Raw genomic sequence first — 18,442 nt, 5'->3', positions numbered from 1 at the left:
TGCCGTGCGTCCGGCCCGGGTCCGCGGACGCGGTTCAGCCGGCGGAGGGGTCCCGGTCCCCGTGCCAGGAGTGCCACAGCGCCGCGTACGGCCCCCCGGCCGCCACCAGTTCGTCGTGCGTGCCCAGTTCGGACAGCCGGCCGTCCTCCATCACCGCCACCCGGTCCGCGTCATGGGCGGTGTGCAGCCGGTGGGCGATCGCGATGACGGTCCGGCCCTCCAGCACGGTGGCCAGCGCGCGCTCCGTGTGCCGGGCGGTCGCCGGGTCCAGGAGCGCCGTGGCCTCGTCGAGGATCAGGGTGTGCGGGTCGGCGAGCACCACCCGGGCCAGCGCGAGCTGCTGGGCCCGGGAGCCGTCGACGCGCACGGCCAGGGGCCCCAGCTCGGTGTCCAGCCCGTCCGGGAGGTCCCCGGCCCAGTCCTCCGCGCCGACCGCCGCGAGCGCGGCCCACAACGCGGCGTCGTCGGCGTCCGGTTCGGCGATGAGCAGGTTGTCGCGGACCGTGCCGAGGAATACGTGGTGCTCCTGGGTGACGAGGACGACGTGCCGGCGGAGCTGCTCCGGGTCGAGGTCGACGACCGGCACCCCTCCGACCGTCACCGACCCGCTGCCCGGGGCGTCGACACCCGCCAGCAGTCTGCTCAGCGTGGTCTTCCCCGCGCCGGAGGGGCCCACGACGGCCAGCCGCTCCCCGGGCCGCACCGTCAGGTCGACCCCGCGCAGCACCTCGCCGCCGCGCTCGTACGCGTAGCGCACTCCGGTGACGTCGATCCGGTCGTCCTCCGGTACCGGGGAGCCGGCCGGGACGGCGCGCGGGGCGCCGGCCAGCCCCTCCACACGGGCGAACGAGGCCCCGCTGCTCTGCAGTTGCTCGACCTGGCCCAGGATCTGGTCGAGCGGTTCGGCGAGCCGGTGCAGATAGAGCGTCGCGGCGACCACGGTGCCGAGACTCAGCGTGCCCCGGGCGTGCAGCGCACCGCCCACCAGGAGGACCGCCACGACCGGCACGACGTACGAGATCTCCACGGCCGGGAAGAACACGTTGCGCAGGAACAGCGTCCGCATCCGCGTCACCCGGGACACCTCCAGCGCGTCCCGGCTCGCCCGCGTCCGGCGCTCGCGCAGCCCGAACGCCTCCACCGTGCGGGCACCGGACGCGGTGGCCGCGAGGATCTCGGCGACCTCCGAGCCGGCGGCGCCCTGGTCGAGATACGCGCCGCGCGCCCGGCGCAGGTACCAGCGCAGTGCGAAGCCGATGCCGGTCAGTCCCAGGACCCCGCAGAGGCCGAGCAGCGGATCGATGACGAAGACGGCGACGAGGACGAACAGCGCCTGCGCGCCGGAGATCAGGAGCTGGGGTCCCGAGTCGCGCAGGATGGTGCCCACCTCGGTGACGTCGGCGGTGGCGCGGGCCGTCAGATCGCCGGTGCCCGCCCGTTCCACGACCGACGCGGGCAGCGTCAGCGTCCGCTCCACGAACTCCTCGCGCACCCGCGCGAGGGTCCGCTCGCCGAAGCGGTAACCCGCGTACCCGGCCCAGCGCGACAGCAGGAGCTGGACCAGCGCGGCCAGCAGGATGACGAGCGCCGGCCCGTCCACCGCCTCGACACCGGCGCCCCCGCGCACGTCGTCGATCATCCGCCCGAGCAGCCAGGGGCCGACCAGGCCGGCCCCGGCGGCCAGCACGTTGAGGGCGAGCACGGCGCCGAACACCCGCCCGTCCGCACGGATCAGCCGCAGCGCCGCCCGCCGCACCTCGGCGCGCCCCGCCACCGGCAGCCCGCCCGTCACGGCGTCGCCTCCTCGTCCGCGCCCGCCACCGGGCCCGCGTCTCCCGCGTCGTCCGTCGCCGCGTCCTCCTCCGGCTCCGAGTCGCGGGAGACCAGCGACCGGTATCCCGGTTCCGTCCGCAGGAGTTCGCGGTGGCTGCCGGTGGCCGCGGTCTTGCCGTCGACGAGGAAGCAGACGGTGTCCGCGTGGTCCAGTATGAGCGGCGACGTGCTCGTCACGACGGTCGTACGGTCCCCGCGGGCGGCGCGCAGCCGGGCCGCGACCGTCGCCTCGGTGTGGGCGTCGAGCGCCGAGGTCGGTTCGACGGCGAGCAGCACCTCGGGATCCGCGAGGAGCGCGCGCACGAGGCGGACCCGCTGCCGCTGCCCGCCGGACAGGTTCCGGCCCTGCGCGTCGACGGCCGCGTCGAGGCCCTCCGGCAGCCCGAGGACGATGTCGTCGGCGGCGGCCGCGCGCACGGCCCGGCCGATGGTCTCGTCGTCGGGATCCCGGCGCGCCCGGACGGTCTCGCGCAGTGTGCCGGCGAACAGGTCGGCCTCGTTGTCGGCGACCAGGATCCGCTCGCGCACCTCGGGCAGAGCGAGCGCGTCGAGCCGTACGCCGCCCCAGGTCACGTCCGAGGCCGCGTACCGGCCGAGGCGGTCGACCACGGCCGCGGACTGTTCGGGGCGGGCCCCGGCCAGCACCGTCAGCCTTCCCGGGACCACGCGGACCCCGGACTCCGGATCGTGCAGCACCGCCGGGGACCCCGGGGCGTCGAGCACGTCCGGCGGAGAGACGTCGGGCTCCAGGGACAGGAACCGGACGACGCGCCGGGCGGCGACCACGGCCCGGGAGAGTTCGTAGCCGCAGTCGATGAAGAAGTACACCGGCAGCACGAGGACCGCGACATAGCCGTACACGGACACCAACTGGCCGACGGTGATGTCTCCCTGGGCCGCCAGCCGGGCCGCGAGCCAGGTCACCGCGGCCAGCAGGACGGTCGGCATGCCCACGCCCAGGGCCTGGATCCAGCTCGTCACCGCGCCGACCCGGTAGCCCTGTTCGCGCAGCTTCCGCGAGTCGCGGCGGAACGCGTCCGCGAACAGCCCCTTGCCGCCGAGGCCGTTCAGGACGCGCAGACCGCCCGCGAGGTCGCCGACGCGCGCGGTCAGCACGGACTGCCGTTCGCGGTATCCCGTCTCCGTTCCCTGGAGGCGGACCGTCAGCGGTCCGACGAGCCCGGCCGTCAGCGGCACCCCGAGCAGGATCACCGCGGAGAGCTGCACCGAGACCGGCAGCAGCAGCGCGGCCACCACGCCGTAGGTGACGATCGCGGCCAGCCCGGGACCGACGACCGTCAGCGAGTTGCTGATCGTGCTCACGTCGCGGACGCCGACCGTGACGATCTCCCCCGTGCCGGTCTGCCGCGAGAGCGCCGCGCCGAGCCGGGCCGCGTGTTCGACCACGAGCTTGACCGTGCGGAAGTTGGCGTCCATCCGGACCTTGGTCATCGTGCGGTGCCGCACGACACCCAGACCGGCGTTGAACGCCCCGGTGACGAGCACGGCGGCCGTCCAGCCCGCCAGCGCGGCCCCGTCACCCGGCTCCAGCCCGTCGTCGATCGCCCGGGACAGCAGATACGGCGTCAGTGCCGTGAGCCCCATCCACACGGTGGAGACCACCGCGCCGGTGACCGACCGGTGCGCCTGCCGGGTGACCAGCCACCACAGGAACCGCCAGCCGCCCCGGAGGTCCGGTGTCCCCGGATCCCCGTACGTGTCGATCATCAGCCTTCTTCCGCTCCCTCTTCCGCCCGTCGCCGACGATTCCGCCCGTCCGCCGCTAGACGAGGCTGTCCCGCCAGGCCTTGTGCAGGTCCGCGAAGCGGCCCGTGCCCGCGATGAGTTCGGCGGGCGGCCCGTCCTCGACGATCCGGCCGTGTTCCATCACCAGGACCCGGTCGGCGATCGCCACCGTCGACAGCCGGTGGGCGATGACCACCGCCGTACGACCCCGCAGGACCGTCGACATGGCGCGCTGCACGGCCCGTTCGCCCGGGATGTCCAGGGAGCTGGTCGCCTCGTCGAGGATCAGGACCGCCGGGTCGGCGAGCAGCGCCCGTGCGAAGGCGACGAGTTGACGCTGACCTGCGGAGATCCGGCCGCCGCGCTTGCGTACGTCCGTGTCGTAGCCGTCGGGCAGCGCGCTGATGAAGTCGTGCGCGCCGATCGCCTTCGCCGCCCGTTCGATCTCCTCGCGGGACGCCTCGGGGCGGCCGATCGCGATGTTCTCGGCGACCGTGCCCGAGAACAGGAACGCCTCCTGGGTGACCATCACGACCCCGCGCCGCAGTTCGGGCACCGCGAGCTCGCGCAGATCGACGCCGTCGAGCAGGACCCGGCCGTCGGAGGGGTCGTAGAACCGGGCCAGGAGCTTGGCCAGCGTCGACTTGCCGGCGCCGGTCGAGCCGACCACGGCCACCGTCTGCCCGGCGGGCAGGGTGAGCGAGAAGGAGGGCAGGACCTCCCCGCCGGTGCGGTACGCGAAGCGGACCCCGTCGAACACGACCTCGCGGCCGGGATGTTCGGAGGCGAGGGCCGGCAGCTCCCGCGGCGTGGCCGGCTCCGGCACGGACGGCGTCTGGGCCAGCAGGCCGGCGATCTTCTCCATGGAGGCCGCGGCGGACTGGTAGGAGTTCAGGAACATGCCGAGACGGTCGATGGGGTCGTAGAGCCGGCGCAGATAGAGGACCGCCGCGGCGAGCACACCGAGCGCCAGCGAATCCGACGCCACCCGGTAGGCGCCCCACAGCACGATGCCCGCGACCGCCGTGTTGGCGACCAGCCGGGAGCCGACGACGTAGCGCGCCATCTCCAGCAGGGCGTCCCCGTTCGTCCGCTCGTGCCGCCGGTTGAGCACCTTGAACTCGGCCTCGTTGGCGGCCTCCCGGCGGAACGCGCGCACCGGCCGGATGCCGTTCATCGTCTCCGCGAACTTCACGATCACCGCGGCGATCGTCGTCGAACGGACGGCGAAGATCCGCCCCGCGCGGCGCTGGTAGCGGCGGATGAGCAGATACAGCGGCACGAAGGAGGCCACCGCGACCGCGCCCAGACAGACGTCCAGCCAGAGCAGCATCGCCGAGATGTAGACGAAGGACAGGATGACGGTGACGAGTTCCTGGAGCCCCTCGCTGAGGAGTTCGCGCAGCGACTCGACGTCCGTCGTGGAGCGGGAGATCAGCCGGCCCGAGGTGTAGCGCTCGTGGAAGTCGACGCTGAGCGCCTGGGCGTGCCGGAAGATCCGGCCGCGCAGATCGAGCAACACGTCCTGGTTGACCTGGGCCGAGGCGATGATGAAGGCGTACTGGAGCCCACCGGAGGCCGCCGAGCACAGCAGGTAGACGGCGCCGACGGCGATCAGCGGCCCGTGGTCGTCCTGCCGGAACGCCGGTACGGCACGGTCGATGGCGTACGCCACGAGCAGCGGGCCCGCCTGCACGGCCGCCTGCTGGAGCAGCAGCAGAACGGTGGTCAGGGCCACCCGGGCACGGAGCGGGGCGAGCAGCGAGCGCAGCAGGGCCGCGGTCGCGCCCGGGGGAGCGGGCAGGGCGTCGTGGTCGAAGGGGTCCTGGTGCGGCTCGGGTGCCGAGGGCGCCCCGTCCTTGGGTTCCTTGTCCGGTGCGGTGGTCGTGGGCGCCGCCGTCATCGGCCGTCCTCCTCTGTCCCCGACATCAGGTGGGCGTATTCGGCATGGGTGCGCAGCAGTTCGTGGTGGGTGCCGACCGCCGCGATCCGGCCGTCGGAGATCAGGGCCACCCGGTCGGCCAACAGGACCGTGGAGGGACGGTGCGCCACGATCAGCGCGGTCGTCTCCGCCAGCACCCGGCGCAGGGCGGCCTCGACCGCCGCCTCGGTGTGCACGTCGAGCGCCGACAGCGGGTCGTCGAGCACCAGGAAGCGCGGGCGGCCGACCACCGCGCGGGCCAGCGCGAGCCGCTGCCGCTGCCCGCCGGACAGGCTGAGGCCCTGTTCGCCGACCTGTGTTCCCGTGCCCTGGGGCAGCGTGTGCGCGAAGTCGGCCTGCGCGACGGCGAGAGCGCGGTCCAGCTCCGCGCGACCGGCGGTCTCGGGGGCGCCCATCAGGACGTTCTCGCCGACGGTGGCCGAGAAGAGGGTGGGTTCCTCGAAGGCGACGGCGACGAGTTCGCGCAGCTCCTCCCGGGGCATCCGCGTGATGTCCCGGCCGTCCAGGGTGATCCGGCCGGACGTCACCTCGTGCAGGCGGGGGACGAGCGCGGTGAGGGTGGTCTTGCCGGTGCCGGTGGCGCCGACGAGCGCCATGCTCTCGCCGGAGCGGACGTGCAGGTCGATGCGGGCCAGCACCGGGGGCGTGTCCGGGGGAGCGTCGGGATAGCGGAACTCGACACCGTGGAAACACAGTCCGCTGTCGCTGTCGCTGTCGCTGTCGCTGTCGCTGTCGCCGACTCCGACTCCGGCCTCGGGCAGGGAGGGCAGGGTGGTGGCCGGGGCGGCCGTGCCGTCCGACTCCGGCGTCGCCCGCATGACCTCGAAGTACCGCTCGGTGGCCGTCGCGGCCTCCTGGCTCATCGCGAGGAGGAAGCCGATCGAGTCGACGGGCCAGCGCAGCGCGAGCGCGGTCGACAGGAACGCCACCAGCGTGCCGGCGGACAGCCGGCCGTCGGCGACCTGCACCGTACCGAGGACGAGGGCCGCGCCGATGGCGAACTCGGGCAGGGTGACGATGACACCCCAGATGGAGGCGAGCAGCCGGGCCTTGGCCAGTTCCGTGCCGCGCAGCGTCCGGGACAGCTCGCGGAACGCCCGGGCCTGGCTGCGGTGGCGGCCGAACCCCTTGATGATCCGGATGCCGAGCACACTCTCCTCGACCACCGTCGTCAGATCGCCGACCTGGTCCTGGGCCCGCCGGGCCACCTCCGCGTAACGCCGCTCGAAGAACCAGCAGACGATCATGACCGGGACGGCGGGGGCGAGGAGCACCAGCCCGAGGGTCCATTCCTGGGCCAGCATGATGGCGATGCCCGCGAGGATCGTCACGCTGTTGACCAGGAGGAAGGTCAGCGGGAAGGCCAGGAACATGCGGACCAGCATCAGGTCGGTGGTCGCCCGGGACAGGAGCTGCCCGGACGCCCAGCGGTCGTGGAAGGCGACCGGCAGACGCTGCAGATGGCGGTACAGATCGGCCCGCATCCCGGCCTCGACCCCGGCCAGCGGGCGGGCCACCAGCCAGCGGCGCAGCCCGAACAGACCGGCCTCGGCGATGCCGAGCAGCAGCAGGTACAGCGCCCCGAGCCAGACGCCCGCCGGATCGTGCCCCGTGACCGGACCGTCCACCATCCACTTCAGGATCAGCGGGAACACGAGCGAGAGACAGGAGGCGACGACGGCGACCAACGCCGCGGCGAACCATCTCGCCCGCACCGGGCGCACATAGGGCCACAGGCGCAAGAGGCTGCGTACGGTCGAACGGTCGGGGTGGCCGTGGGCGGCGGCGTCGGAGGAGGTCATCATGGGCGAGCCTACGTTTCACCACTGACAGTGCCCACCGAGTTTTCGGCGCGTCTGGACCGTCCGGGGTGCTTCGGAGCGGTCGTCCCGGGGGCCGCCGAGGAGGCGTCACGGCGCTCCTCCCGAGGGGGCGTCGCGGCGTTGCTCCCCAGGGGGTCGTACCGCCGCATCAACCGATCGGACGATGCCGGTCCGAGCGCGACGGCCGATGCGACGGCGGGCCCGCCGCTGCGACTCTCGGGGCATGTCAGTCATCGAAGTGAGCGGACTGCGCAAGTCCTACGACGGCCGGACCGTCGTCGACGACGTCTCCTTCCGCGTCGAGGAGGGCGAGATCTTCGGCATCCTCGGCCCGAACGGCGCCGGCAAGACCACCACCGTCGAATGCGTCGAGGGACTGCGGGTCCCCGACGCGGGCCGCGTCCGGGTCGCCGGTCTCGACCCCCTCGCGGACCACGAGGCCACCAGCCGGGTCCTCGGCGTCCAGCTCCAGGAGAGCGGACTCCAGCCGAAACTCACCGTGCGCGAGGCACTCGAGCTGTACTCCGCGTTCTACCCGAAGCCCGCCGACTGGCGCCCGCTGGCCGAACGCCTGGGTCTGACCGGCCGGCTCGGCACCGGCTTCGGCAAGCTCTCCGGCGGCCAGAAGCAGCGCCTGTTCATCGCGCTCGCGCTCATCGGCGACCCACGTGTGGTGGTGCTCGACGAGCTGACCACCGGGCTCGACCCGCGGGCCCGCCGCGACACCTGGGAGCTCATCGAGGACGTCCGCGACCGGGGCGTCACCGTCCTGCTGGTCACGCACTTCATGGAGGAGGCGCAGCGGCTGTGCGACCGGATCGCGGTCATCGACAAGGGGCGTGTGGCAGCCCTGGACACCCCCGCGGGTCTGATCCGGCGCTCCGCCGGGTCCACGGTCATCAGCTTCACCCCGTCCGCACCCCTGGACGACCGTGACGTCCAGGCGCTCCCGGCGCTCGCCTCCGTCGGGAACAAGGACGGCCGCGTCACGCTGTCCGGCACCGACGAGACCGTGAACGCGGTCATCACCCTGCTCGCCCGGCACCGCGTCACCGCCCACCAGCTCCGCGTCACCGACGCCACCTTGGACGACGCCTTCCTGGACCTGACGGAGGTCACCGCATGAACAGCGTGAACACCGCCGTGCTGCGCGCCGAGTCGCGGCTCTTCCGCCGTGAACCGGGCGCCCTCTTCTGGATCCTGCTCTTCCCCACCCTGCTGCTCGTGATCCTGGGGTCGATCCCGGCGCTCCGGCACCACCGTCCCGAACTGGGCGGCCTGCGCACGATCGACGTCTACGTCCCGGTCGCCGTACTCCTCGGCCTGATCGTCGGCGGCCTCCAGTCGATGCCGCAGAACCTCACCGGCTACCGCGAACAAGGCATCCTGCGCCGGATGTCCACGACGCCGGTCCGGCCGTCCGCGCTGCTGTCCGCGCAGATGGTGGTCTACGGCGGGGCGGCCCTGCTCTCCGCCCTGTGCGCCCTCGTCGTGGGCCGGCTCGCCTTCGCCGTACGGCTTCCCCGGCAGCCGTTCGGCTATCTCCTCGCCCTGCTCCTGGCCGTCCTGGCCGCGCTCGCCCTGGGTGCGCTGGTCTCCGCGCTGTCCCGGACCACGAAGATCGCGGGCGCGATCGGATCGGCCGTGTTCTTCCCGGCCATGTTCTGCGCGGGCGTGTGGCTGCCGGTGCAGTCCATGCCCGGCACCCTCGCCCGGATCGTCGGCTGCACGCCGTTCGGCGCCGCCGCGCAGGCCCTGAACCGGGCCGCGGCGGGGAACTGGCCGGGCTGGACGCACCTGGGGGTGCTGGTCGCCTGGACCGTGCTGCTGACCGCGGGGGCCTCCCGCTGGTTCCGGTGGGAGTAGGCCCCGCCCGGAGCGGGCCGATGCAGACTGGGGGCATGGACGCGGGGGACGGGCAGATCGAGCGACGTCTGGAGCAACTGCACACCTGGGGGCCGTACGGTCTCCTCGGCATCAGCGTCGTCCTCGCGCTGGTCGGCACCGGCCAGGTGGCGGGCCGCGCCGAGTGGGAGCTGGACGCGGGCCTGGTCGCCGCCGCGATCGTGCTCCAGCTCTGGTGGCACGGCACCCGTGCCCGGCGCCCCGCCCGCGGCAGAGTCCCGTCCCGGGCCGGGACGGCGTACTACGTGCTGCGCTGGGCCATCGCCTTCACGCTCACCCTGAGCAGCGGATTCTTCGCGTTCTACGCCTCCGCCGGATACATGGACGCCGACGAGCTGATCCCGGGCATGTGGCGGCGGCTCGGGCTGTTCGCCAGTGCGATCACCGTGGCGGGCGCGCAGTGCGGCGGGCTGCCGCCGCGCGGCGCGGCGCAGTGGGCCGCGTTCGGCGCGCTCCTGGCCGCCAACTCCGGTCTCCAGACGATGGTGGCCCACCTCACCGAGCAGGAGGAACGGCGCTCCCGCGAACGGGCCGAGACCATCGCGGAGCTCGAACACACCAACGCGGCGCTCCAGCGGGCCCTCGACGAGAACGTCGCCCTGCACGCCCAACTCCTCGTCCAGGCACGGGAGGCCGGGGTCGCCGAGGAACGCCGACGGCTGGCCGCCGAGATCCACGACACCATCGCCCAGGGCCTCACCGGGATCATCGCCCAGCTCCAGGTCGCCGCGAACGCCCCCGGCCCGGCGGCCGCCCGCGTCCACCTCGAACGGGCCTCGGCACTCGCCCGCCACAGCCTCGGCGAGGCCCGCCGCTCCGTGCACAACCTGGCCCCGGTGGCACTGGCGGACGACGGTCTGCCCGAGGCGCTGAAGAAGACGGTCGCCGAATGGGCCGAACGCACCGGCGTGCGCGCCGAGTTCACCGTCACGGGAACCAGCGAGCAGCTCCACGACGAGGTCGCGGCCACCCTGCTGCGCATCACCCAGGAAGCCCTCTCCAACGCCGGGCGCCACGCCGCGGCCGGCCGGGTCGGCGTGACGCTGAGCTTCATGGACGACGAGGTCACCCTCGACGTGCGCGACGACGGCCGCGGCTTCGACCCGGTCGCCGTCCCCGCCCGCACCGCCGCCGGCGGATTCGGCCTCGACGGCATGCGCGCCCGCGCCGAACGCATCGCCGGCCACCTCGCCGTGGAGTCCGAACCGGGCCACGGCACCGCGCTGTCCGCTCGCGTACCGTTGGTACGCCATGACCGATGACACCCGCATCTCGCTGCTGATCGTCGACGACCATCCCGTCGTACGGGACGGCCTGCGCGGCATGTTCGAGTCCGCGCCCGGCTTCACGGTCCTCGGCGACGCGGCCGACGGGCCCGGGGCGGTCGAACGGGCCGCCGTCCTCGACCCGGACGTGATCCTGATGGACCTGCGGATGCCGGGCGGCGGGGGAGTGGACGCCATCGCCGAACTGACCCGGCGCCGCTCCCGCGCCCGCGTCCTCGTCCTGACCACCTACGACACCGACTCCGACACCCTGCCCGCGATCGAGGCGGGCGCCACCGGCTATCTGCTCAAGGACGCGCCCCGCGAGGACCTGTTCACAGCCGTCCGGGCCGCGGCGGAGGGCCGCACCGTCCTGTCCCCGGCCGTCGCCTCCCGCCTGGTCTCGGCCGTGCGCGCGCCCGCCTCCGCCGAGACCCTCTCGGCCCGCGAACGCGAGGTGCTCGCCCTGGTGGCCAGGGGCACCTCGAATCGCGAGATCGCCCGCGAACTGTTCATCAGCGAGGCGACCGTGAAGACCCATCTCACCCACGTGTACGCCAAGTTGGGGGCGAAGGACCGCGCGGCGGCGGTGGCGACGGCGTACGAGCGGGGCATCCTCGGCTGACCGGGCCGCGCCGACCGGCCTTCGCGGGCGCGCCCCGCGACGCCCCCGGCGGACCTTTGCCAGACTCCCGGACAGGCCCTCAGCGGACCTTCAGCAGCAGCACGGACCGCGCCGGCACCGTGATCGCCGTGCCCGCCCGGTGCGTGAGCGCGGGTGCCGCGGCCTGGTCCTCGCGCGAGGTGTCCACGACCACCTCGTACGCGGTGGCCCAGGGCGGCCCCGGCAGCTCGAAGGAGGCCGCCCGGTCCCCGGCGTGCAGGACGGCGAGGAAGCTGTCGTCGACGACCGCGGCGCCCCGCGCGTCCCGTCCGGGGATGTCCCGGCCGGACAGATACATGCCGAGGGTCGCGGCCGGCGCGTACCAGTCCCGTTCCGTCATCTCGGTGCCCCGCGCGGTGAACCAGGCCAGATCCCGCAGTCCGTCGGCCGAGTGGGCCCGCCCGGAGAAGAACGCCCGGCGGCGCAGCACGGGATGTGCGTGCCGGAGTGCGATCAGACGGGACGTCAGCTCGAACAGGGCCCGCCAGCCGGGGTCGTCGAGCTGCGACCAGTCGACCCAGCTGATCTCGTTGTCCTGGCAGTAGGCGTTGTTGTTGCCCCGCTGGGTGCGCCCGAACTCGTCGCCTGCGACCAGCATCGGCACCCCCGTCGACAGGAGCAGCGTCGTCAGCAGGTTCCTCAACTGGCGCCGCCGCAGCGCCCGCAGGTCCTCGTCCTCGCTCTCGCCCTCCGTGCCTCCGTTCCAGGCCCGGTTGTCGTCGGTGCCGTCCCGGTTGCCCTCGCCGTTCGCCTCGTTGTGCTTGCGCTCGTACGACACGAGGTCGCGCAGGGTGAAACCGTCGTGCGCGGTCACGAAGTTGACGGAGGCGTACGGGCGCCGGCCGCCCCAGGCGTACAGGTCGCTCGACCCCGACAGGCGGTAGCCCAGATCCCGTACGTCGGGCAGCGCCCCGCGCCAGAAGTCCCGTACGGCGTTGCGGTAGCGGTCGTTCCACTCCGTCCACAGGGGCGGGAAGGCGCCGACCTGGTAGCCGCCGGAGCCCACGTCCCACGGTTCGGCGATCAGCTTGACCCGGCGCAGCACCGGATCCTGGGCGATGACGGCGAGGAACGGCGAGAGCATGTCGACGTCGTGCATGGACCGGGCCAGGGCGGCCGCCAGGTCGAAGCGGAACCCGTCGACGCCCATCTCGGTGACCCAGTACCGCAGCGAGTCCGTGATCAGCCGCAGGACCTGGGGCTGCACGACGTGCAGGGTGTTGCCGCAGCCCGTGTAGTCGGCGTAGCGGCGGGCGTCCGACTGGAGCCGGTAGTACCCCCGGTTGTCGATGCCGCGCAGCGACAGCATCGGGCCCAGTTCGCCCGCCTCCGCGGTGTGGTTGTAGACGACGTCGAGGATGACCTCGATGCCCGCCGCGTGCAGCGCCTGCACCATCCGTTTGAACTCGCCGACCTGCTGCCCCCTCGTGCCGGAAGCGGCGTAGCCCGCGTGCGGGGCGAAGTAGCCGATCGAGTTGTAGCCCCAGTAGTTCCTCAGGCCCCGGCGCAGCAGGTGGTCCTCGTGCGCGAACTGGTGCACCGGCAGCAGCTCCACCGCCGTCACCCCGAGGTTCACCAGGTGCTCGACGGCCGCCGGGTGCGCCAGTCCGGCGTACGTGCCGCGCAGTTCCTCGGGGATCGAGGGGTGCAGACGGGTGAATCCCCGCACGTGCAGTTCGTAGATGACCGAGTCCGCCCACGGGGTCTTGGGGCGGTGGTCGTCCGACCAGTCGTCGTCGTCCTGGACGACCACGCCCTTGGGGACGAGGGGCGCCGAGTCGCGGTCGTCGCGCACGGTGTCGGCGACCTGCTGCTGCGGCCAGTCGCGGACATGGCCGTACACCTCCGGCGGCAGGGTGAAGTCGCCGTCCACGGCACGGGCGTACGGGTCGAGGAGCAGCTTCGCCGGGTTCCAGCGGGCGCCGGTCCACGGGTCCCAGCGGCCGTGCACCCGAAAGCCGTAGCGGCGGCCGGGGAGCACTCCGGGCACGAAACCGTGCCAGATCTCGTGGGTGAGTTCGGTGAGCGGGACGCGGGTCTCGGCGCCCTCCTCGTCGAAGAGGCACAGGTCGACGGCCTCCGCGCCGCCCGCCCACAGCGCGAAGTTGGTGCCCGTGGTGCCGTCGGGGCCGACCCGGAAGCGTGCTCCGAGCGGAGTGGGGGCACCGGGCCAGGCGGCGACGGGAGGCGCCGCGGGGTGCCGTGAGCCGTTCAGCGCGGGAGCGGCCGGCTCCGCCGCCGGGTCCGCGGGCGCCGGCACGGCGGTGGGCGGTGCGGCGGGCGGCCCCGCCGGGTCCGTGACGGTCTGCGCGGGCAGCCCGCCGCCCGCGGCGCGTCCCTCGTGGACCGCCTCCTGCTCGGGTGCGCTCGACACCGGTCAGCCTCCCACGGCTCGTGGAACGGCGCGGAAAAGGGTGCGCGGCGTCCCGGCCGCGGCTCCTTGGCGCGTCGTCCTCCCCACTGTTCTGCCCAGAGCGTGGCTCGCACTCACGTTTCCCCGGAGGGGCGGCGTCGTTGGGTCCCTTGTGAAGCACGTACAGACACGCGCGCGGCGCGCAGGGGCCGCGCTGGCCGCCGTACTGACCTGGGCCGGTCTGCTGGCCGGAGCCTCCGGCTGCACCTCCGGCGGGATCTCGGGCGGGATCGGGGAGGCGTTCGGCAAACCGCGGTCGCCCGAGGACGTCATCCATGTCTCGCCCGACGACCGCACGAAGGGCGTACGACCTCAGGAGGCACTGCTCGTACGAGTGCCCGGCGGACGGCTGGAGTCCGTGAAGGTCGTCAAGTCCCAGGACGCCCGGGAGTCCCCCGTACCGGGGCACATCAGCGACGACGGCCTGTCCTGGAGACCGGACGACGCGCGGCTCGCCCTGGCCGCCAAGTACACCGTGGACGCGGTGGCCCTGGACGGCGGCGGGCACCGTTCGGCACGGCACACCACGTTCACGACGGCCGTCCCCGACGAGCGGTTCATCGGGTACGTCACCCCGGAGGACCGCTCCGTCGTGGGCACCGGGATGATCGTCTCCCTGGAGTTCAACCGGGAGATCGAGAACCGGGCCGCCGTCGAACGCGCGATCCGGGTCGAGGCGCGGCCCGCGGTCGAGATCCGCGCGCACTGGTTCGGCGGCGGACGCGTCGACTTCCGTCCCGAGCACTACTGGAAACCGGGCACGAAGGTCACCGTGGCGCTCGGGCTGCGCGACGTCGAGGGATCACCCGGCGTGTACGGACTCCAGTCCCGGACCTTCTCGTTCACCGTCGGCCGCGACCAGCGGTCCCTCGTCGACGCCGGCGCCCACACCATGGAGGTACGCCGTGACGGCAACCTCCTCGCCACGGTGCCGATCACGGCCGGGGCGCCGAAGACGACGACGTACAACGGGAAGATGGTCGTCACCGAGATGCTCGAGGTGACCCGGATGAACAGCCGGACCGTCGGGTTCGGCGGCGAGTACGACATCCCCGACGTCCCGCACGCGATGCGCCTGACCGACTCCGGGACCTTCCTGCACGGCAACTACTGGGCGCCGGACGCCTTCGGCAACACCAACGTGAGCCATGGCTGCGTGGGTCTGCGGGACGTGAAGGGCGGCAGCTCCGACACCCCGGCGGGCTGGTTCTTCGACCGCAGTCTCGTCGGGGACGTCATCGAAGTCGTGCACAGCAAGGACAAGCAGGTGGCCCCCGACAACGGACTCGGCGGCTGGAACATGGGCTGGAAGGCGTGGAAGGCCGGCGGTGCGGTCGACTGATCTTCGCTCCCCGGTGCAACCATCTTCGCGGTCGATGGTCCAAGTTGCGACGGAACGGTGACATTGACCTGACACGGAGCTCAAAACCGTGGGGTTAATATGCGCCAGTGATCGCGTGGGACGCGCTGGGGTGGGGGCCTGATCAGGCCTTGCGAGGGGAGAAAGACTGTGAACGTGCGACCGATATCGGGGGCGTCGGCAGGTGGACGCTCACGCGGCCGCAACAAGCGGTGGGCGGTGATCGTCGGCGGTGCGCTGCTGGCCGTCACGGCCTGCGGCGGGGGCGGGGGAACGGACGCGAGGTCCGGAGGGAAGGACAAGGACGGCAAGGGCAGCACCACCACGGAGAGCAAGCAGTCGGTGGCCGTCGTCACGATCGCGCCGAAGGCCGGCGCCAAGGACGTCGACACCAGCGGCACGCTCAAGGTCACGGCCAGTAAGGGCAAACTGACCGAGGTCACCGTCAAGGACAACGAGGGCACGAAGATCGACGGCGAGATATCGGCCGACGGCAGCGGCTGGACGCCCGCCACACACCTCGCGGCGTCCACCAAGTACCAGGTGCACGCGGTCGCGAAGGACTCCGAGGGCCGCACGGCGGCCGAGGACTCGTCCTTCACGACGCTGAGCCCGCAGAACACCTTCACCGGCAACTTCACGCCCGAGGACGGCTCCAAGGTCGGCGTCGGCATGCCGTTCTCGGTCCGCTTCACCCGGGGCATCACCAAGCCGGACGACGTCGAGAAGGCCATCAAGATCACGACCGAGCCGGCCGTGGACGTCCAGGGCCACTGGTTCGGCAACGACCGCCTCGACTTCCGGCCCGAGAAGTACTGGAAGGCCGGCACCAAGGTCACCGTGAAGCTGAACCTCGACGGCGTCGAGGGCCGCAAGGGCGTCTACGGCAAGCAGGCCAAGACGGTCTCCTTCACCATCGGCCGCGACCAGGTGTCCGTCGTGGACGCCAAGAAGCACACGATGAAGGTCACGCAGGAGGGCAAGGTCGTCAAGACCATCCCGGTGACCACCGGCAAGCCCGGCTACGCCACCTGGAACGGCCAGATGGTCATCAGCGAGAAGTTCACCGTGACCCGGATGAACGGCGACACGGTCGGCTACGACGGCGAGTACGACATCAAGGACGTCCCGCACGCCATGCGCCTGACCAGCTCCGGCACCTTCGTGCACGGCAACTACTGGGGTGGCGGCGCCTTCGGCAACTACAACGCCAGCCACGGCTGCATAGGCCTGCGGGACGTGCGCGGCGGCTACGACAGCGGCGTGCCGGCCGCCTGGTTCTTCAACCACTCGATGGTCGGTGACGTGGTGGTCGTGAAGAACTCCACCGACCCGACGGTCGACCCGGCCAACGGTCTCAACGGCTGGAACATACCCTGGGCGGACTGGATCAAGTGACGCGCCGGAACGGATCGTGTGACGGTCCGACAGGGGATCGGCCGACCGCCTCCGAGCGGATCGTGTGACTCCGACCGACCCGATCGCGTGACCGTTCTCCACCGGGCCGGGTGTGCTGTGACTCAGCACACCCGGCCCGGTGCCGTTAACGGCCACTAACCTGCTTCCATGACTGTGCATCTCGAAGTGGCCGAAGGCGTGGGAACCATCCGCCTGGACCGCCCTCCCATGAACGCCCTGGACGTGGCGACGCAGGACCGCCTCAAGGAGCTGGCCGAGGAGGCCACCCGGCGGCCGGACGTCCGTGCCGTGGTGCTGTACGGCGGGGAGAAGGTGTTCGCGGCGGGCGCGGACATCAAGGAGATGCAGGCCATGGACCACGCCGCGATGGTCGTGCGGTCCCGGGCCCTGCAGGACTCCTTCACCGCCGTCGCCCGCATCCCCAAGCCCGTCGTCGCCGCCGTCACCGGATACGCGCTCGGCGGCGGCTGCGAACTGGCCCTGTGCGCCGACTACCGCATCGCCGGGGACAACGCCAAGCTGGGCCAGCCCGAGATCCTGCTCGGCCTGATCCCCGGTGCCGGCGGCACCCAGCGGCTCTCCCGGCTGGTCGGCCCCTCCAAGGCCAAGGACCTCATCTTCACCGGCCGTATGGTCAAGGCCGACGAGGCCCTCGCGCTCGGTCTGGTCGACCGGGTCGTCCCCGCCGACGAGGTGTACACCGCCGCCCACGCCTGGGCCGCCAGGCTCGCGCAGGGCCCGGCCATCGCGCTGCGCGCCGCGAAGGAGTCCATCGACGCGGGTCTGGAGACGGACATCGAGACCGGGCTGGCCATCGAGCGGAACTGGTTCGCGGGTCTGTTCGCGACGGAGGACCGCGAGCGGGGCATGCGGAGCTTCGTGGAAGAGGGCCCCGGCAAGGCGAAGTTCCTCTGATCGTCCGCCGTGCCGGCCCGGGACACGGCGTCCCCCTCCCGGGCCGGCACGGCCGGTCTCACCCCCGTCGTTCCCCCTCGGTCCACCCGCGGTTGACGCGGTGTCCGGCGGACGTCCCTCGATGGGGCGCTTTATCGCAGGCTTAAGGCAGCCTTAAGCGCGCCTTGTCGAGAACGGGTGGCGATTGCCCTCGACGGGCCCGTTCCGGCAGGTCGGGCGGGCTGTCACCCGCTCCGAACTGCCTCTGGTATATGCCGATCGGATGGTGCGGAATGTCCCGTTCCGGGGGGCCCAATCCTCCGGAACGGCCCCGGAGGGGGCGCCGGACGGCCATGATGGGGGGCATGGCGGGGCTGGAGGGTATGGAACAGCCGCGGCGGCACGGAAGTGCGACCGCGGCGCGCTGGACACCTGCGGTCGAGGACGAACGGGCGCTCAAGGCACTGGAGTTGTTCGGCAATCCCACCGAGGGCGAGGTGCTGCTGCCGTCCCGCCCGGAGTCCGCGGCCACCGCGCGGCGGCTCGCCCAGGTCGTGGTCCTGCGGCACTGGGGCCAGTCCCCGAAGATGACCGAGGACGCGGTCTTACTCGTCTCCGAACTCGTGGGCAACGCCGTACGGCACACCGGTGCCCGCGTGTTCGGACTCCGTATGCGCCGCCGCCGCGGCTGGATCCGTATCGAGGTCCGTGACCCCTCCCGCGGCCTTCCCTGTCTCATGCCCGTCCAGGAACTGGACCTGAGCGGCAGGGGTCTCTTCCTCGTCGACAAGCTCTCCGACCGCTGGGGTGTCGACCTGCTGCCCCGTGGCAAGACCACCTGGTTCGAGATCCGCGTCGCCGACCGCTGACCCACCTCGGCCACCGGCCCGCTCCGACCGCCGATTCGCTCAGGCCGGGCACGCGGAAGCCCCGGCCGCGTGGCAGCCGGGGCTTGCGGGATGTCGCGGAACGAATTGGGGTGTGAACCGCGCCACCGGCGACAACCGTGGCCCGGGTCAATGGGTGGAGGTCGCATCGCCGACTATCGCAGACCCTGACCATTGATCCAAAAGAGGGTCCGCGCTCCGCCCGGGGTCCTCCGTCCGGCCCGGTGTCCCCGCTCCGTTCCCGGGTCCCGCCGTCCCCGTACGGCCCGAACGCGGAAGCGGGGAAGCGAC

13 protein-coding genes are annotated in these 18,442 nt (G+C 72.6%); 8 read left to right on the top strand and 5 right to left on the bottom strand.

Annotated features, from left to right (window positions below):
- Positions 1-34 precede the first annotated feature (34 nt).
- The 4 genes from ACIQ7M_RS39130 to ACIQ7M_RS39115 are packed head-to-tail and all read right to left on the bottom strand — an operon-like array spanning position 35 to position 7,323.
- A complete protein-coding gene (locus ACIQ7M_RS39130) occupies positions 35-1,792 on the bottom strand; it encodes an ABC transporter ATP-binding protein (protein ID WP_355762259.1) in 1,758 nt (585 codons plus the stop codon).
- Positions 1,789-3,561: an ABC transporter transmembrane domain-containing protein gene (locus ACIQ7M_RS39125; protein WP_403653379.1), complete on the bottom strand. Its 1,773-nt coding sequence runs from the start codon at positions 3,559-3,561 to the stop codon at positions 1,789-1,791. Before ACIQ7M_RS39125 ends, ACIQ7M_RS39130 begins: the two co-directional genes overlap by 4 nt.
- A gap of 55 nt (positions 3,562-3,616) precedes the next feature.
- Complete coding sequence (locus ACIQ7M_RS39120; protein ID WP_403653376.1) at positions 3,617-5,482, bottom strand: ABC transporter ATP-binding protein; 1,866 nt, start codon at positions 5,480-5,482, stop codon at positions 3,617-3,619.
- On the bottom strand, positions 5,479-7,323 hold the full coding sequence (locus ACIQ7M_RS39115) for an ABC transporter ATP-binding protein (RefSeq protein WP_403653373.1): 1,845 nt from the start codon (positions 7,321-7,323) through the stop codon (positions 5,479-5,481). Before ACIQ7M_RS39115 ends, ACIQ7M_RS39120 begins: the two co-directional genes overlap by 4 nt.
- A gap of 244 nt (positions 7,324-7,567) precedes the next feature.
- Here ACIQ7M_RS39115 and ACIQ7M_RS39110 point away from each other — a divergent pair, with 244 nt between their 5' ends.
- Genes ACIQ7M_RS39110 through ACIQ7M_RS39095 form a run of 4 tightly spaced genes read left to right on the top strand, consistent with a single transcriptional unit; the run spans position 7,568 to position 11,139 of the window.
- Positions 7,568-8,470, top strand: a complete 903-nt coding sequence (locus ACIQ7M_RS39110; protein WP_403653370.1) for an ABC transporter ATP-binding protein — start codon at positions 7,568-7,570, stop codon at positions 8,468-8,470.
- Between the two features lie 5 nt (positions 8,471-8,475).
- Entirely contained in the window at positions 8,476-9,210 is a 735-nt protein-coding gene (locus ACIQ7M_RS39105; protein WP_403653399.1) for an ABC transporter permease, read from the top strand.
- Positions 9,211-9,245: 35 nt separating this feature from the next.
- Complete coding sequence (locus ACIQ7M_RS39100; RefSeq protein ID WP_403653367.1) at positions 9,246-10,511, top strand: ATP-binding protein; 1,266 nt, start codon at positions 9,246-9,248, stop codon at positions 10,509-10,511.
- Complete coding sequence (locus tag ACIQ7M_RS39095; protein WP_355762241.1) at positions 10,501-11,139, top strand: response regulator transcription factor; 639 nt, start codon at positions 10,501-10,503, stop codon at positions 11,137-11,139. Before ACIQ7M_RS39100 ends, ACIQ7M_RS39095 begins: the two co-directional genes overlap by 11 nt.
- A gap of 79 nt (positions 11,140-11,218) precedes the next feature.
- On the opposite strand, the gene glgX is transcribed toward ACIQ7M_RS39095, so the two are convergent.
- A complete protein-coding gene (glgX, locus tag ACIQ7M_RS39090; protein ID WP_403653363.1) occupies positions 11,219-13,552 on the bottom strand; it encodes a glycogen debranching protein GlgX in 2,334 nt (777 codons plus the stop codon).
- Positions 13,553-13,703: 151 nt separating this feature from the next.
- Here glgX and ACIQ7M_RS39085 point away from each other — a divergent pair, with 151 nt between their 5' ends.
- The 4 genes from ACIQ7M_RS39085 (at position 13,704) to ACIQ7M_RS39070 (ending at position 18,133) form a co-directional block, all read left to right on the top strand.
- Positions 13,704-14,933: an Ig-like domain-containing protein gene (locus ACIQ7M_RS39085; protein WP_403653360.1), complete on the top strand. Its 1,230-nt coding sequence runs from the start codon at positions 13,704-13,706 to the stop codon at positions 14,931-14,933.
- Positions 14,934-15,101: 168 nt separating this feature from the next.
- Positions 15,102-16,349 carry an Ig-like domain-containing protein gene (locus ACIQ7M_RS39080; protein ID WP_403653357.1) on the top strand — a complete coding sequence of 416 codons (1,248 nt, stop codon included), beginning with the start codon at positions 15,102-15,104 and terminating at the stop codon, positions 16,347-16,349.
- 168 nt (positions 16,350-16,517) lie between these two features.
- On the top strand, positions 16,518-17,285 hold the full coding sequence (locus ACIQ7M_RS39075; protein WP_355762236.1) for an enoyl-CoA hydratase-related protein: 768 nt from the start codon (positions 16,518-16,520) through the stop codon (positions 17,283-17,285).
- Between the two features lie 344 nt (positions 17,286-17,629).
- On the top strand, positions 17,630-18,133 hold the full coding sequence (locus ACIQ7M_RS39070; protein WP_355762233.1) for an ATP-binding protein: 504 nt from the start codon (positions 17,630-17,632) through the stop codon (positions 18,131-18,133).
- The last annotated feature ends 309 nt before the right edge of the window (positions 18,134-18,442 follow it).

This window comes from Streptomyces sp. NPDC096324, assembly GCF_044763015.1.
GTDB lineage: Bacteria > Actinomycetota > Actinomycetes > Streptomycetales > Streptomycetaceae > Streptomyces.
Note: the sequence above shows the minus strand (reverse complement) of the source record. Positions and strands in the feature narration are given on the sequence as shown.

Excerpts from the sequence above, each read along its gene's own strand:
- ACIQ7M_RS39115 (WP_403653373.1), bottom strand. The coding sequence starts at position 7,323 with ATGACCTCCTCCGACGCCGCCGCCCACGGCCACCCCGACCGTTCGACC.
- ACIQ7M_RS39110 (WP_403653370.1), top strand. The coding sequence starts at position 7,568 with ATGTCAGTCATCGAAGTGAGCGGACTGCGCAAGTCCTACGACGGCCGG.
- ACIQ7M_RS39100 (WP_403653367.1), top strand. The coding sequence starts at position 9,246 with ATGGACGCGGGGGACGGGCAGATCGAGCGACGTCTGGAGCAACTGCAC.
- ACIQ7M_RS39070 (WP_355762233.1), top strand. The coding sequence starts at position 17,630 with ATGGCGGGGCTGGAGGGTATGGAACAGCCGCGGCGGCACGGAAGTGCG.
- ACIQ7M_RS39075 (WP_355762236.1), top strand. The coding sequence starts at position 16,518 with ATGACTGTGCATCTCGAAGTGGCCGAAGGCGTGGGAACCATCCGCCTG.
- ACIQ7M_RS39125 (WP_403653379.1), bottom strand. The coding sequence starts at position 3,561 with ATGATCGACACGTACGGGGATCCGGGGACACCGGACCTCCGGGGCGGC.
- ACIQ7M_RS39120 (WP_403653376.1), bottom strand. The coding sequence starts at position 5,482 with ATGACGGCGGCGCCCACGACCACCGCACCGGACAAGGAACCCAAGGAC.
- ACIQ7M_RS39095 (WP_355762241.1), top strand. The coding sequence starts at position 10,501 with ATGACCGATGACACCCGCATCTCGCTGCTGATCGTCGACGACCATCCC.